The sequence below is a fragment of the Leptospira limi genome (assembly GCF_026151395.1).
In the GTDB taxonomy this organism is placed as follows: domain Bacteria; phylum Spirochaetota; class Leptospiria; order Leptospirales; family Leptospiraceae; genus Leptospira_A; species Leptospira_A limi.
In genome coordinates this window covers 1,384,991-1,400,651 of sequence record NZ_JAMQPV010000001.1, presented here as the reverse complement: position 1 = coordinate 1,400,651, position 15,661 = coordinate 1,384,991, and the positions used below count along the sequence as shown (strand labels likewise).

Sequence of the window (15,661 nt, the reverse complement as noted above, 5' to 3'; positions counted from 1 at the left end):
CTTTCGTGTGGGAAAAACTTGTCATAACGACTATGAAACCAGTATTCACATTCCTACTCTTATTTGTTTACGTCTCCTGCCAGTCGGTCTCCTCCACCAAAAGCCAACAAAAATCAGGTTCTATCCAGGAACCACCTGAATTTATAGAAGGGCTCTACATCAATACCAAAACCATTCGGGACAAAAAACGATGGAGTTTACTTTTCCAAGTGATGAAAGATGCGGGAATGAATACTGCTGTTGTCGATATGCAACCTTACCCACCTTCACCAGAACAAGTTGCGGAAGCAAAAGCACTTGGAATTTATATGGTGGCACGAGTTGTAAACTTTGAAGGTGGTTTACTGGAAAAAACACCGAATGCAAACCTTGTTTCTTCCATCCAAAAATCAATACGTAAGGCTTGTGAATTAGGATTCCCTGAAATTCAATTGGATTACATTCGATATGCTGATGGTGGCACAAACTTTAGCATGAGTTATGAAAAACGATACGAATCAATTTTAGGAATCATCAAAGACCACAAAGAGAAAACCAAAGACAGTTGCCCAAGTGATACAAGGTGGTCTGCCGATATCTTTGGAAGGGTTCCTTTCATTGAAAATGATATCATTGGCCAAAAAGTAGAACCGTTTAGTGAAGAACTGAATGGACTATATCCAATGTTATACCCATCCCATTTTTATGGTTTAACCAAACGAGTTTCAGATCCTTATGGAACCATCAAGGATGGACTTGACCTAACAGTCAAAAGAGCCAAACAAGGAACAAAGGCCGTTGCTTGGGTGCAAGGTTTCAAAATGATGGTGGGTCCAAGTAAATTGAGTTATATTGATTACATCAAAGTGCAGATGCAAGGGGCAAAAGATTCTGCAGGACATGGTTTTATCGTTTGGAATGCAGGGAATGAATACCTAGAAACCATGAATGCATATGAAAAATACAAAAAGGAACCAACACCTAACAGCACTAAAGTTTCCAGAAACGAAGAATAACTTCGTTTCTGTAGATTTACTTCTCTAGGAATTCTGAAGCAAACTTACAAAGGTACAATAAAAGGAAGTGGGATTATTTCCCTGCTTCCTCTATATTCTTTCTCCTTAAATAGGCATCTGCTTCTTCTTCTGATCCTAACATTTGGATTCTAAGTTCTTTCAATTTTTTATCTTTCTCTGCTTGCGAAAGATTGGAATTTTCTCTTAAAAATTCCCTTTCTTTGGATTCATAGGAAGAAATTGATTCAGAAAATTTAGCTTCTTTTTTACGTTCATTCGCCAAACTTTCTGCCTTTTCTTTTCCAAAGTATTTGGATTCGATTTTAAATAGGTATTTTTCTTTTTCTTTTGGATCCGTAAGTGTAGAAAACTCTTTATCACGAAGAGACATTTCCATTTGGTAATGATCAAACTTATCTTCTCTGGAAACCAACGAATCATAGTAATTCCCATAAGTTTTTTTCTTAAACTCTTCGAACTGTTTTACGCGAAGATCAGCAGGAAGGTTTGCCGATTGTTTGATGAAATTATTTGTACCTTCCATAAAACTAACTTGTGATTCTTCCATTCCAAAAATTAAGTCTGCTTTATCAGAAAGCACTTCTCTTCGTTTGGATTTAATTTTTTCATACAACTCCAAAAATGGAAGATCCGTTGGTTGTTCCCACTTTCGGTATTCTTCCTCATATCGGAAATAGGAAACAAATAGATCTTTTACCTTTTCTTTGTCTGGGGATTCGTATTCAGCATCAATATAGGCAAGGATTGTCGCATTACACTGGTCAGGTGTAAAATCAGGCTTGCATTTGCGTCTTAAGGCCCACACTTCCCAAACAAAATTGATCTTACCTGATTTAAGATCATCAAGTAACTCTAAATAAGGTTTGGTTCGGTCTTCTCGAAACGGAGAAATTGCTTCATCCCAGAAGCCTTCTCCATTTCCCATTGGGGAAATACGATCATTTGCCATTTGTTCTTCTGGTGATAAAGAATCTTTGGAAACCCCACTGTCGTCTGATTGTTTTAGAAAAAAAAGTAAACCGGCAAAAAGAATGAGAAAGAGGATAACAACGAGTAATATTTTTTTAAAATCCATTTGTAGTATCGAAAAAACCTTTGGGGAACATTTAAAAATTTAAGAAGAATAGAAGATTGGGATTTTGCGTACAATAAAAAAGCCGACGGTAGAACACCATCGGCCTTTCCTTTGAGTGGATATAATTATAATCCAGCTTTTGCGTTCTTAGCGATGTTTAAGTAATGTCCTTGCACATCATAGTAGTTTTGTCCACTCCATGCCAAGTTAGTTGCTTGCAGGTGGTCAATTCCTGTTGCAAACCAATAAGAAGAAGGAGTTCCTTTCCATGTTCCCCATTTTTGAGAATTCAATGGAACCACTCCGTCATTTCCTCCACCTAATCCGTAGAACAATCCACCTGCCCAAGTAATTGGGTGAGTGAGTGCCATAATAGGGTGTTGGATGAGGTCTGCCCATGCCATTTGGCTTCCGTAAGAATAGTATTTAATTCCAGAATTGTTAGGTGAATTTGCGTTGAATGTTTTTACATAACTCACAGTAAGAGATTTTCCCATTGCGATCGCATCTTGAGGACGACCGTCACGGTACACTAGTTTTGCAAGTAAACCAAGTGCAGAATTTGCAAAAGGTTGTAACCAACTTGGAATCGCTGCAAGAACGATGTCAGCCATCGGTGCCCCTTGGTGAAGGGAGTTAATTGTTGTAACAGTTTGTGTTTTTCCAGCAAATCCAAGGTTAGAAACCATATAACGAATCACAAGTCCACCTTGGCTGTGTCCCATCAAATGAACCTTAGAACAACCGTTTGCTGTCATCCAAGTCGAAACAGCAGATTGGATTTGGCTTGCACGAACAGGAATGGAATTTGTAGCAGAACTTCCAGGTGTTGTGACTTTCGCGCCTTGGCTACGGAGGTAACCATCTAGGCCTCCCCAATACTTAACGAGTCCACCAGCGAGTCCTTGTGTGTCGTCAAATCCTAAAATCCCGTGAACAAGTGCGATGCATTGGCCATCCAAAGGACCAGCAAACAGACCTGATGTGGGGAAGGAGAGAAGGGTTGCTAAAAACCCGATTACGATTTTCTTTTTCATATATCACCTGAACTTTCTATGTTTTTGGCTAAATTAACCCATACCAATGCCATAAGTCAATACTTTATGGCACAAATATGGCAATTGTTTCGGAACAGTGTTCCTGGAAAGACCTAATTTACACCGTAGGTGCGCTCGTCAGAAGCACGGTAATACCCACTTGCTTCCTCATTTTTGATGATATCTGCCTCTTCCCCGAAGAGTTGTTTCCTCATTGTATCCAATTGTTTTTCATCTTCAGCCGTCATTCCCCCTTTTTTGGTAGAAAGTTGGCTGCGTTTTTCAGCATACTTCTGTTGGTTTTGCCAGTTTTTTTCCCTTTCTTCTTCGAGAGCGTCCCAACGGTTGAGAGCAGCTTGGTCCATTCCCATGGTTTGGCGGATTTCGCGGAGAGCCGATTTTCTCTCGCCATAAGACATCACCTTTAGGTCTTTTTGGACAGAAACCATAAAACCTTCTGTGAGTTGTTGGCGTTTGTTTTCCATGAGACGTGGGTATTCTTTGCCAAACTGTTCCTTAAGGGTTTGTGCATAATTGCTGAGTTTGGCATCCAAATTCCCTGCAGGGCTTTCTTTGATGCGTTTGAGTGTGTCGCCAATTACCGTCATCTTTTTTTCCATGGCCCAGATCTGATCGGCTTTTTCTCCGAAGAGGCGATACCTCTCCTTCCACATCATTGCCCGGCGAGCGTCATCAGACATGAGCCCCACCTTACTCATGTTTGATTCCCTGAAACGATTGTAATTATAAAGGTTTTCAGCCATTCGAAGAAGTTCCAATGCTTTGTCAGGGAAGGCGTAACCCAAAATTTGATTGAGAACTTTCACCCAATCATTTGGATACAATTTCGGAAGGTCTTTCATCAACTCTTCAATCATGGCAATTTGAGCGGCAGGGTTATCGATATTTTTGCCATACTTCTCTTGGAGGATCCTTGCGATTTCTTCAATCGAATACTCCATTAATTTATGATCAGCATAATCTTCAGGTAAATTTGGTAGTTCGATCGATTCGGCGACTTTTCCTTCGTTTAGGATTTTCTCAAAGTCTTTTTGGTTTTTGTCCTTTCCTGGACGTAAAATCAAAATACCGATAAAGAGAAGGATGAGAGAAGTGAGGACTGTGTATAAAATTTTTTTGTTTTGAAACATACTCTAAATGAAGGAATGGAGTTTAAAATTTGATTTGTTAGGACTAAAAGGAAATTGGCAGTAAGATTGGTTCTTACTGCCAAAGAGGTTGTTAACCGCCTTTAGAGACGATGAAATCTAAAATAGAAGCATAAAATTCTTCTTCATCAAATGTATCTGGTGGAACACCAACCACATCTAAATGGTCTTGGCTTACGACAGAAGACTTAGAAGTCATTTGTGCAGAAGTTGGAGCATTTAAGTTACTTACATAACCAAGGCTTGTATTCACTGTGATCCAGTCGAAACAAAGTGCACATTCGTTGTATTGCAAACGATCACCCATTTGTTGTGAGTTGATCCCAACAAGTCCGTCATCGTCATTGTTACCACGAGTGCCATCACCTTTTCCAGCTGCACCATCATTATCACAATCATCTAGGCAATAACCATCACCATCAATGTTGTAAAATCCTTCTTTGAGAAGGTACAACGCTGGGTTTGTATTGATGCTATCTTGTGCTGTGATGATCGATCCCCAATATGCTGCATTACTTGTGTTTACGTTGTAATTCGTGTTAAATGCTTTCATTCCAGTGGTGATCCCATCTGTAGAGGAATAATCATTATAAACTAATTGTTTTGCTGCAGCAACTCCATCATTTCCAGAACCGTAAATCGTATTTCCGAATAATTTAGCAAGTGCATCGATGACTGATGTCACACCTGGGCCTAAATCAAGGATGTACTTCGCAGTAGGAGATCCTCTATGCGGACTTGATACGGAGATAAGAGCATGGACAACTTGTCGACCATAACGTGCTCTTAATACAGCCGCTGCTTTTCTTGCATCAATTCCACCTTGTGAGTGACCAATAATATTCACTTTGGTTGCTCCCGTGGAGGTCATATAGTTTTGAATGCGATCTGCTAGTTGTGTTCCTCTAACTTCCGAAGATTGGAAGGGAGCCACACTTGCAGCTAACGCTTTTTGACTGGAGCTTATGCTACCGTTACACGCTGTTTCCAAAAACTCGTCACATGGATCACCCACGAAAGTACCGTAGTCGTTACCAAAGTAGTAGTATCCGAGTAAGTTGTCGAAGCCAGACAATCCATGTGCGAACACAACTGGATATACCGTTTTTCTTGCGCCTGCATGTACCCCTGTTGTGAACAACAAAAGAGCGAGGAGGCAAACAAGATTTTTCTTTTTAGAGTTCATAAATCACCTCTGAACAATCTACAGATGTATTCCAGTTGTAGGAAAAAAGTCAAGTTAATTGTGTTAAATTTGGGTCATTTTAATATTTTATGACATATTAAGTACTTATACTATCATTTTTGACAGATTTGGGACACATTCAAGGGGTACGCCTAGAGGGAATCCCCAAGTCTGTCGGAATGGATGGATTCGATCCGTCTATGTCGAATGAGAGAACGAACATGAAAACTTTTACGTACACTGATCGTTTCCAACTAGCTGTGGGACTATGCATCCTTATTGGTCTCAGTTTTTTCCAATGCCAAAAAAAAAATGATAACGAGACCTTAAATCTGTTAGCTGGCACAGCGCTAGCCTACCAAGCTTCCACATCAATCATTTGCACAAGTGAACAATTGAATAAAACGCAAAACGGAAGGATTTTCCAAACTAGTTTTGAATCCACAAGTGAATTCTCAAACTTTTATAGTGTTCCTTCTCCCTACCAATCAGTGGCAACCCATGGACAAAGTACGGAACAAAAAAGAACCGGAACCTATTCACACAAAGCAAATATTTCAGGACTTGGACCCACTTGTTTTTATCCGCAAAATTGTAACCATAGAGGTTACCCCACGATCCAACTAAACAAACTAGCGTCAGGTGGTTTTAAAACCCCAGTGTTAATTGAACTGTATGTCTATTTAGATATGGATTTAACGAGTAACCAAGATTGGTTTAGTTTTGCCACGTATTCAGCAGATCCCACTGATTTATGGCGGAGGGTGGTTCTTGTGAATATTGATGCGAGTGATTATGTATACCTCATGCATGTTCCAGTGCATAACCAAAATGTGCATACATACCAAGTCACAAATCTAAGTTTTCCAAGAAGGCAATGGAAAAAACTAACAACTTGTTTGGATTTTTCTCCACAAGGAGGAACTGCAAAGGTTTGGGTGGATACAACTTTAGTCTCAACAGCAAATGTTTCGGGGGGATGTGGAGTATTGGAACAAGCACATTTTGGATTGTATGCCTCTCCTACTTTGAGTTCTGGCTCTATTTATAATGATGATTTACGCATCCAAGAAGTGAGTGTTTGCCCTTAAACTGATATTTTCTGACAACAAATCTTCCATTGTCTCATAGACAAAAGATAGAATTGGTTTATAAACCTAGTTCTTGTAAATGTTTGATGGGAGAAAGTTGGATGGAAGGAAACATACCTTCCACTTCTTTCCAATTGCCATGAGGGATATAAATATGACTGATCCCAATTCCAGCGAGTTCTTTAATTCGCAAACTGATTTGGCCAACACTTCTCACTTCACCTGAGAGTCCCACTTCCCCTAAATAACCTGTTTCTCGTGAGATTGGTTTGTCTCGGAAAGAAGAAACAATCGAAGCTGTGATCGCAAGGTCTAAACTTGGTTCGTCAACACTGAGCCCACCTGCCAAATTACTAAAGATATCCGACTCTGAAAGTGGAAGTCCCAAATACTTTTCAATTACCGCAGAAAGTAAAATCACTCGGCGGTTATCCAGTCCTTCTGCCATACGCCTCGCTTGGCCAAACGCTGATTTGGTGACGAGGGCTTGTACTTCGACACTGATGGCGCGGGATCCTTCCATCACAGAAGATAAAACACTCCCTGACCTTTCCTCAGTTTCGGGAGAGATGAACAAACGGTGGCGGTCGAGGACTTGTTTGAGTCCACCTAGAACCATTTCGAATATCGCAGTGTCTCCCACTGCTCCAAATCGATTTTTGACAGCCCTTAAAATTCGATAATAATTAAATCTATCACCTTCAAAGTACAATACAGTATCCACCAAATGTTCTAAAACTTTTGGACCCGCAATTTGGCCTTCTTTTGTAATATGACCAATGAGAAAAATGGGAACTGAAGTACGTTTGGCGGTTTCTAAAAAAACTTGGGAAGACTCACGGAGTTGTGTAATGGTTCCTGCTTGGTTCACAAGACTTTCTTTTAAAATAGTTTGGATGGAATCGATAAAAACAACTTTTGGTTGTAAATCCGTAATCATCTGCGAAATGTTCTCTGCATACACTTCCGATGAGAGAAGGATATTTTTAGAATCTACTCCCATCCGTTTGGCACGAAGGCCAATTTGTGATGCTGATTCTTCTCCCGAGATGTACAAAACTGTGCCTTGGTTTGCAATGTTTTTCGCAATCTCCAATACTAGTGTAGACTTACCCACACCCGGCTCACCACCAACTAAAACCAAACTACCTGGAACAATCCCACCACCGAGTACCAAATCAAGTTCACTAAAACCAGTGAGAGTCCTTGTGTGGACATCACTTACAATCGAACCAATGGACTTTGGTTCTGTGTACTTTCTGTCTCTTGGTTTTGTGCTGATGGGAGAATCAAACCTTCCTTGGGAAGTGTTCGTCATTTCCTCGATTTGGTTCCATTCACCACAGGACGGACATTTGCCTGCCCACCTGCTAAATGTATCTCCGCAAGCCTTACATTGGTATTGTGGGAGTTGTTTTTTTGCCATCAGTGTTCAAAGAGATTGTACACTTCGAGTAAATCAAGTTCCACTTGTGTTTCTAAAAAACCAAAACATTTTTCTGCAATGGCAAACCGGTTTTCACGGATCATCATTTCGGTCAAAATAGATTCGAGGGAAATCAAAAACCTGACATCAGTGGAAGCATAGTCTACTTGGTCTTTGGTGAGGATTTTTTTCCCCCAATCGGAACTTTGGTTTTTTTTGTCGATGTTTTCTTCAAAAAACTCTCTGATCAGTTCCTTTAACCCGTGTTTATCGGTATAAGTGCGAGCCAATTTACTTGCGATTTTGGTACAAAATACATTTTGTACTTTGATACCGAGCCTTGCACGAAGGAAAGTCATGTCCATACGAGCAAAATGGAAAATTTTGGTAATGTCTTTTGATTCGAATAATTTTTGGATATGAGGGGCTTCTTTTTGGCCAGGGAGGATTTGAACTAAAGCGACTTTATTTTTTGAATCGGAAATTTGAACGACACAAAGCCTGTCCCTTCTGGGATTGAGCCCCATCATCTCACAATCGACTGCTAACCGGTCATCCTTTTTAAAGGCTTCAAAAAAATCTTCGTTCAGATCTCCTTGTAAAACGACTGGTTTTATAGTTGAACGTTTTTGGGTCATAATGGCTTACTATGGAAACCACCCTAACAAAATCATCAAATAGATTTTTCCAAGATGAAAATTCAATATAGAGTTCATAATTCCGTCACCATTTCCAATTTCCTCCCTGTGAAAGCAGGTGTTTTCCAATCCGAATGTAAAAAATTCGAACTTTTACTCACTACGACAAAAGACTCAAAACTGGGAACTGTCCTAAGTCCCAAATTGATATGGCGGGAGAGTACAAGGCCTGAGGTTGGATTTTCTGTCGACCATCTCGAGTTAGAACTCACTGACCTTCCTTCTGGGAATGGATTCAAAATGTTCCAACATGGATACCAGTCCTGGTCCATTGCAAGAAAAGTGGAAAGTACGGATACAGACAGACCACCACTGTTATCATTCCTACATTATTCCCAAGAAAACGTTTATTCCAAAAATGAATCGAAAGTGGGAAAATTTATCTCAGAATACCTCACTCTTCTTTATAACCAAGAGAACCAAAATGGTGTTTTATATGCGCCTTTAGAAGCTGGTGAATTTGGAACTAAATTCGAAGTGGTTTTTGGAAACGAAGGGAATGTAACTTCCGTTAAAGTAATTTATGATATCCATTGCCTACCTGATTTACGTCCAAACGCAAAACTCAATATTTCTAAAATCAAAGTTTTGTTTTTTAAAGGATCACCTGAAACTAAGTTATTAAAATATTTCGAGGAACTCGGTAAAAAAGAAGGTCCAACTAATTTACCAAAAAAAGTTCCTACGGGATGGTGTTCTTGGTATTATTATTATACCAATATTGACCAAAAAACCATTTTGGACAACTTAACAAAGGTTAGAGAGCTAAATTTACCATTTGAGTTTTTCCAAATCGATGATGGTTACCAAAAAGAAATTGGAGATTGGCTCATACCCAATGAAAAATTTCCAGGTGGTATGAGAATCCTTGCTGACGAAATCAAACGAGTTGGACTCAAACCAGGGATCTGGCTTGCTCCATTCCTTGTCAGAAAAAAGTCAGAATTTTTTCGTAAGTACCCAGAAGCTATCCTCAAAGACCAAAATGGAAAACCAGTGCCCGCATTGTACAATCCACTTTGGGGACGCGGTTACACATACGCACTCGACATCACTCATCCCACTGCCCTTGCCTATATAGAAAAAGTATTCACCACAATTGTGAAAGAATGGGGTTATCCATACTTGAAACTTGATTTTTTGTATGCTGGACTCCTTCCCGGTGACGTGTACAACAAAACACTTTCTCCCCAAGCACGTTACCAAAATGCATTAGAACTCATTCGTAAAATTGTAGGGAAAAATACATTCCTATTGGGATGTGGTGCACCAATGTTACCATCCATCGGATTTTTTGATGGTATGCGAATTTCTTGTGATGTGGCTCCATTTTGGAATCCAGAGAGAATCCGAATCTTTTTAAAAGATCGAAATGCTCTTTGTACAAAAAAAGCTCTCATAAACGATATCACAAGATCATCCATGCATAGACATTTATGGCTCAATGATCCAGATTGTTTGCTTGTCCGAAAGAAAAAGAACAAGATGAACGAGGCTCAGACAAAACTGATGGCTTCCGTCATGGCAGTGTCAGGTGGTATGTTACTTGTCTCGGATGATTTGACAAAACTAGAAACCGATCGATTGGACCTCTTAAAAAAAGCCTTCCAATTGAACAGAGAATGCCAAGCATACACTCCCATCCCCATTGGGATCTTTGAAAACGAATTCCCTCTCGCACTTTATAACCCAGGCGGATACTTAGGCATTTGGAATCCAACAGAAGAAGAAAAAACAGTCAGGATTAACCTTCCACCAGGAGTCAAAACGAAAGCTCCATTCCTTGACTTTTGGACTGGCACTCGTGTGGATTTACAACCTGTGGATGGTGGTTTTGAAACAACTTTACCGGCTTTTGGTTCTGTAGTGGTTTCTGTTTAGGAAAGAAAATTCATTGACGTGTTTTGAAAAAAACTTATAATCTTTGCAATTCGACGTAAGAGGTTTTTTATGCGTTCCATGAAAATTTTCACGTTGTTATCTGCAATGGCATTGTTCATTTCAGTTAACAATTGTTCTATTCTAGATTCCGCTTCAGGAAGTGTTAGCCGTTTAGGAGTTTCAGTATCTGATTCTACTTCTGCACTTGTAAAATCGATTTCAAAAAGTATTTCTTCTATTTCTGAAAGTGAAAAAGAAAAAGCAATGAACGAATACAAAGAAGATATCATTGCAAGTGTTGCTTTACAAATTCGCTACGAAAACCAAAAACAAGAATTAGAAAACCAACTCTCTTTGATTGCTAAAAAACATGGTGTAGTTGCATGGAGATCCAATCCATCTACTTACATTGCCATTGGACAAGGTTTAAAACAAGCAAACCTTTCTCCATCCGAAATAAAATTGGTAACAGAAGACATTTCCAAACAAAATGTAACCGTTGCTAAACTTGTTTCCAAAGGATACAACCTATAATTCACTTCTCTTTTGGGCGGAAGTTTTCCGCCCTTTCAAAAACATTTTTCCTTCTCTGCATTTTTTTCACTCTTTCATTCCCTGTAAGTTCAAAACCAACACCAAATCAATCAAATGAATATGGCTTTTTGTACATTGATTCCAATTCTGGACAATCCAGTGGAGGCCATTCTGCTCTCCTTTTAGGAGACCGAGTTTACCACTTACAATACTCCTTTGAAGACCAAATTTTTCATATTGTGAGAGAAAATTGGAATGATTTTCGGTTCCAATACGGAGTCATTGAAAATCGAAATATTGAATTTTACAAATGGAACTTATCACCTTCCGCCAAACAAACCTTACGCCAAAAATGGAATGAACTTTATTTGGTCCAAGAAACACATATCCAAAACCAAAGAATATTAGAAGAAGATTGGGAATTAAACGAACCACAAAAAAAAGAAAACGAGTTCCGAAATACTAGAATTGGATTTGGATACTTTACGAATATCAAAGACCCAAACTCTCCCATCCCAAAACAATTCCACTTCAAAAAAGAAGAACTCAAAAAAATCAAATCCCAACTGGATCAACTGAAATCCGATATAATAGATAAAACCTCCGGTCACACAAGTGAGACGATTGTATTGCCAGATACATCCTCTCCCCTTCGTCTTGTATCAACCATCCAAACGAGTACAAATCAAATGATCCAATGGGAACGTAAATTCTTTATTCGAATGTTTTTACAAAATCCAGTTCTATTATATGAACAAGCATTTGTCACACTCGAAGGAAAAGAATTTAGTCTCACAAATGAAGAAATCCTTATTTGGAAAGGATACCAATCCAAACTCATCAAAGAATTAAAATCCTGCATCCTTTCCAACGAATGCCAAGATTGGGAAGAGTTAACCTTATTACTTCGTGTTTTGTATCTACAGAAATCTATTGATAGGAAACTGATTGTATTCCCTAAAAAGAATTTTACCGGATTCTCTTATTTAGAATTCACTGAACTTCCGATTGCAGTCATTAACACCAAACAGAATGAATACGCAACTCTATTCATGGAAAAACGAAAGGATTTTCTCAGTGGTTACCATCCGCTTCAATTTTATAATTGGGAAACCTTTTTATCACATTACCAAAGTTTTATGGATGGTAAAACATACACCGAAGGCATCGAATTTAATCTAGTAGGAAACAATCCGTACCCCATTGATACAGATAAAACTCAATATAAAAAATCTGAGTTAAAGGTTGCAGAATCTCAAAACCAGGCAGAGATTTATACTAACAAGATCCGACAATTGTATTCATACAATTTGGTATTCCAGAACTGCACGAATGAATTATTTTATTATTTGAATTTAATGTTTCCAGATGGAAAAATTGGAGGAGAAACGTTTTGGGATCCTTTATCAAATTCAATTTTTGGTCTCAATTTTATTCCATCAATAGCTGCAAAAAAATTGGGTTCGGACAATTATACAAAGGAAATAAAATTATATCCATCTTACCGCAATTTAAAACGAAACAATCTCAAAGATTGGGAAGAGAAATACATTATAGAACGATTTGTCCCTACTTCAAAAATATACCGATCCAATCCTATGGACCATTCGTTTTTATTTTTTACTGAAGAATCCATTTGGAGTCGGCCTATTTTGGGTTTTGCCAATATTGTTTATGGTTTGGGTTATACGGGAATCGGTATCATCAAGTCACCAATTGATAAAGGTCGAAATTTTTCTGAAGGAACGGAAACAATCTTTTATAGCCTACCTGAACTTTTTTTCTTTAATATCCGTAAGGGTCATTTTCCATTGATAGCAGCAGAAGAAATTCCAAAAGAATATTACCACAACGAGTCACAATGAACTATTTATTCCTCTACATACCGTATTTATTCCTTTTCTTCACTTCGTTTCTTCCCACCAAACCTTGGTTTTTACCTAGTGATCAAAACACTTACCTATTCATATCATCATTTTTTATTTTCTTGCAAACGATTGTCCTAATTTTCATAAGAAAGGAAATTTTTAAGCAAAACCGTTTTTTAAGATTTGTTCCACCAAACTGGAGTATAGCTGGTTTTTATTTTTTATTGATGTTATGGTTTCCAATTCGCAATCGAAATTGGGGAGATGGTTTATTACTCCTCGAAACCAATCTTTTAGAAACAAAACTTTTTGGATTCCAATTCACTTTAGATGAAATTTTAGAAAGTATCCTACATAGCAAACTCACAAGTACTCTTTCGTATTTTCAATTTGATGAAGACCCGATCCTGTCTTACAAAATCCTTTCCTATCTAGCAGGGATTTTGATTCTTTCTGGATTTTTATGGTTAGGAAAAAAGAAACAAAAAGACCTTTCTATTTTAGTTTTACTTTCTTCAGGTGGGATTTTACTTACCTTCGGGTATGCTGAAAACTATACATTAGTCACAGCGACACACTTAGTTCTCTATCTATTCTTAAATCAATATGCAAAGGATCCCAAAGATAGTGATCTATTACTATATGGTAGCACAATCATAGTTTCCTTATCGATGTTATTCCATTTGGTGTCGGGGTACTTGGTGATATGCCTTGTTTATTTATGGATTTTCCATTCGCCAAAAGAGAAAAAACTCAAACACCTAGTCATATGTACCTTGCTTGGATCCATCATTCTATTCCCTTGGTTTGTCTATTTTAGTCTATTCCATGATCCAACCGTTGATCGAAATAGCACACACCTCATCCATCCTCCTTTTTATCCCATCAAACGTTGGGTTTCAACTAATCACATCAAAGAGATTTTCTCTGTACTCTATTGGAATGTTTCTTTTGGTTCTTTTTATCTCATTTATCAATGGCGTTTTCAAAAAGAAAAATGGAATCAGTTTATCCAAAAACCAAACCATAAACTATTACTCGTTACAACCTTTGCCTTTATCCTACATGGATTTTTACACAATCCACAATTAGGATTCCCTGCGGATTGGGATTTAATGGGATTCTATTGGTTGCCAATTACAGTTTTGGCATTTTTATATTGGAACTCAGAAAAAGAAGTACCTGTGGAGTGGGTTCCTCTGCTTTTCTTCAATGTAACTTTAGTGTTGGTATCTGCTATCGAACTTTCAAAAACGAATCCAAAAGATGAATTAGTTTGGCAAATCACAAAAAAAGCGATCACAAAGTATTCGGTTGAAAATCAAGCGTTCATCCAAAGATTACCGAAGGAAGAGAAGAAGTTTTTTGCAAAGGGTGATTTTTTATTTTTCAAGGGAGAATACATTACGAATCAGTTATGTGATTTTAAAGAAAAAGACTCACTCATACAATCGATGAAAGTTCATAGATTAAATTGGAGAGAAGGTTTTTTAAAAGGGACATTTCAATCGAAAGAGAAATTAAATAATTTCCTAACTGAAGCAACCAAAACGAATGTATTGTATCTCAAATCTCTAGAAGCAAATAAGATATGTCATCCGAAGCTTTAGAAGAAGTTTCCAAATATTGAATATAATTCGAAATTTCTGATTTCATTGCATCAATTCGGTTTTCACCACCTGGCAGTTGCACAAGTGTCTGCACAAGAGGGTGAGTGCTTGATGCAAGGAGTCCATCCGAATACAAAAATAAAATATCTCCTACTTCAACCTGGATTTTATTTTCTGCAAATTCCATTTCCTTTAAGATCCCTAGTATCTGCCCTGATTGGTCCTGTAAGATCAAGGGAGCTCGACTGTCTTTTTGGAAAACAATGGGAAAAGGATGTCCTCCTCTTGCATACGTAATACATTTTTCAATATGATCGACTACGATACTAATCGCCGTCATACTATGAGTGCCAATTTCATTACACAACTCACGATTCAAACGAGACAATAATTGTGACGGAGCAATCGTTGTTGTACGAGCTAGTTCTTTATGAATGGTAGTCATAAGGATTGCAATGAGTCCCGATGTCACACCATGACCTTCAATATCTCCCATAAGGATTAAGGTTCTGTTTTCATCGAGTGGTATGACTTGAAAAAAATCTCCTGATACAAAACTAACTGGTTTGATTTCAGAATAGATTTTTCGTTTTAATACGGGTAAATTCATTGTTTTGGACTGAATTTTGGCAGCGAGCCTGAGATCACGTTTGATCGATTCGTCCATTGATTCTTTATCTTTTAAAAAATTATAATACTCGAATGCCCTTGAAATTGCCGCTTCAATCGATTTTGTATGAAATGGTTTTAAAATAAAATCCGATGCTCGGTGATACAATGAGGAAACAACAGTTTGAATGTCATGTTCCCCCGTCATCATTAACACTTGCGTTTTGGAATCGATAGCCTTGATTTTAGGTAATACATCCAAACCAGAAGTTTGTGGCATGTTGACATCTAAGAATACAATTGGATTTTTTTCCCTTTCAAAGTATTCCAATCCTTGTAAGGGATTTGTGAAGTATCGAACAAAGTAACCCAAACCATTTACAATTAATTCTAATGTTTCACAGATTTCGGTATCATCATCTATGATGAGAATTTCAGGTTTGAAAGAATACTCGGACATC

At 38.1% G+C, this 15,661-nt stretch carries 13 protein-coding genes; 6 read left to right on the top strand and 7 right to left on the bottom strand.

Annotated elements, in window-relative coordinates:
• Nucleotides 1–32 precede the first annotated feature (32 nt).
• Nucleotides 33–995, top strand: a complete 963-nt coding sequence (locus ND812_RS06535) for a putative glycoside hydrolase (RefSeq protein WP_265374789.1) — start codon at nt 33–35, stop codon at nt 993–995.
• A 73-nt stretch (nt 996–1,068) separates the two neighbouring features.
• Here ND812_RS06535 and ND812_RS06530 read toward each other — a convergent pair whose 3' ends face one another.
• The 4 genes from ND812_RS06530 to ND812_RS06515 all read right to left on the bottom strand — a co-directional run bounded on the left by ND812_RS06530 (nt 1,069) and on the right by ND812_RS06515 (nt 5,483).
• Entirely contained in the window at nt 1,069–2,091 is a 1,023-nt protein-coding gene (locus ND812_RS06530) for a lipase secretion chaperone (RefSeq protein WP_265374788.1), read from the bottom strand.
• Between the two features lie 125 nt (nt 2,092–2,216).
• The gene (locus ND812_RS06525) at nt 2,217–3,128 is read right to left on the bottom strand and encodes an esterase/lipase family protein (RefSeq protein WP_265374787.1); all 912 of its coding nucleotides are present in this window, start codon (nt 3,126–3,128) and stop codon (nt 2,217–2,219) included.
• A 113-nt stretch (nt 3,129–3,241) separates the two neighbouring features.
• Nucleotides 3,242–4,279, bottom strand: a complete 1,038-nt coding sequence (locus ND812_RS06520; RefSeq protein WP_265374786.1) for a hypothetical protein — start codon at nt 4,277–4,279, stop codon at nt 3,242–3,244.
• A 91-nt stretch (nt 4,280–4,370) separates the two neighbouring features.
• A complete protein-coding gene (locus tag ND812_RS06515; RefSeq protein ID WP_265374785.1) occupies nt 4,371–5,483 on the bottom strand; it encodes a lipase family alpha/beta hydrolase in 1,113 nt (370 codons plus the stop codon).
• 221 nt (nt 5,484–5,704) lie between these two features.
• Between ND812_RS06515 and ND812_RS06510 the strand changes: the two genes are divergently transcribed.
• Nucleotides 5,705–6,574: a polysaccharide lyase gene (locus tag ND812_RS06510; RefSeq protein WP_265374784.1), complete on the top strand. Its 870-nt coding sequence runs from the start codon at nt 5,705–5,707 to the stop codon at nt 6,572–6,574.
• 58 nt (nt 6,575–6,632) lie between these two features.
• Here the strand turns inward: ND812_RS06510 and radA are convergent, their stop codons facing one another.
• The gene (radA, locus tag ND812_RS06505; RefSeq protein WP_265374783.1) at nt 6,633–8,000 is read right to left on the bottom strand and encodes a DNA repair protein RadA; all 1,368 of its coding nucleotides are present in this window, start codon (nt 7,998–8,000) and stop codon (nt 6,633–6,635) included.
• Nucleotides 8,000–8,638: a ribonuclease D gene (locus ND812_RS06500; RefSeq protein ID WP_100718397.1), complete on the bottom strand. Its 639-nt coding sequence runs from the start codon at nt 8,636–8,638 to the stop codon at nt 8,000–8,002. Before ND812_RS06500 ends, radA begins: the two co-directional genes overlap by 1 nt.
• Before the next feature lie 54 nt (nt 8,639–8,692).
• On the opposite strand from ND812_RS06500, the gene ND812_RS06495 reads away from it, so the two are divergent.
• The 4 genes from ND812_RS06495 (at nt 8,693) to ND812_RS06480 (ending at nt 14,591) form a co-directional block, all read left to right on the top strand.
• On the top strand, nt 8,693–10,579 hold the full coding sequence (locus ND812_RS06495) for a glycoside hydrolase family 36 protein (protein ID WP_265374782.1): 1,887 nt from the start codon (nt 8,693–8,695) through the stop codon (nt 10,577–10,579).
• Nucleotides 10,580–10,657: 78 nt separating this feature from the next.
• Complete coding sequence (locus tag ND812_RS06490) at nt 10,658–11,113, top strand: putative lipoprotein (RefSeq protein ID WP_265374781.1); 456 nt, start codon at nt 10,658–10,660, stop codon at nt 11,111–11,113.
• 128 nt (nt 11,114–11,241) lie between these two features.
• Entirely contained in the window at nt 11,242–12,978 is a 1,737-nt protein-coding gene (locus ND812_RS06485) for a hypothetical protein (protein WP_265374780.1), read from the top strand.
• On the top strand, nt 12,975–14,591 hold the full coding sequence (locus ND812_RS06480) for a dolichyl-phosphate-mannose--protein mannosyltransferase (protein WP_265374779.1): 1,617 nt from the start codon (nt 12,975–12,977) through the stop codon (nt 14,589–14,591). Before ND812_RS06485 ends, ND812_RS06480 begins: the two co-directional genes overlap by 4 nt.
• Here the strand turns inward: ND812_RS06480 and ND812_RS06475 are convergent.
• Nucleotides 14,548–15,660 (bottom strand): SpoIIE family protein phosphatase, encoded by a 1,113-nt coding sequence (locus ND812_RS06475; protein ID WP_265374778.1) that lies wholly within the window; start codon nt 15,658–15,660, stop codon nt 14,548–14,550. The two genes, ND812_RS06480 and ND812_RS06475, sit on opposite strands and share 44 nt — an antisense overlap.
• Between the last annotated feature and the right edge of the window lies 1 nt (nt 15,661).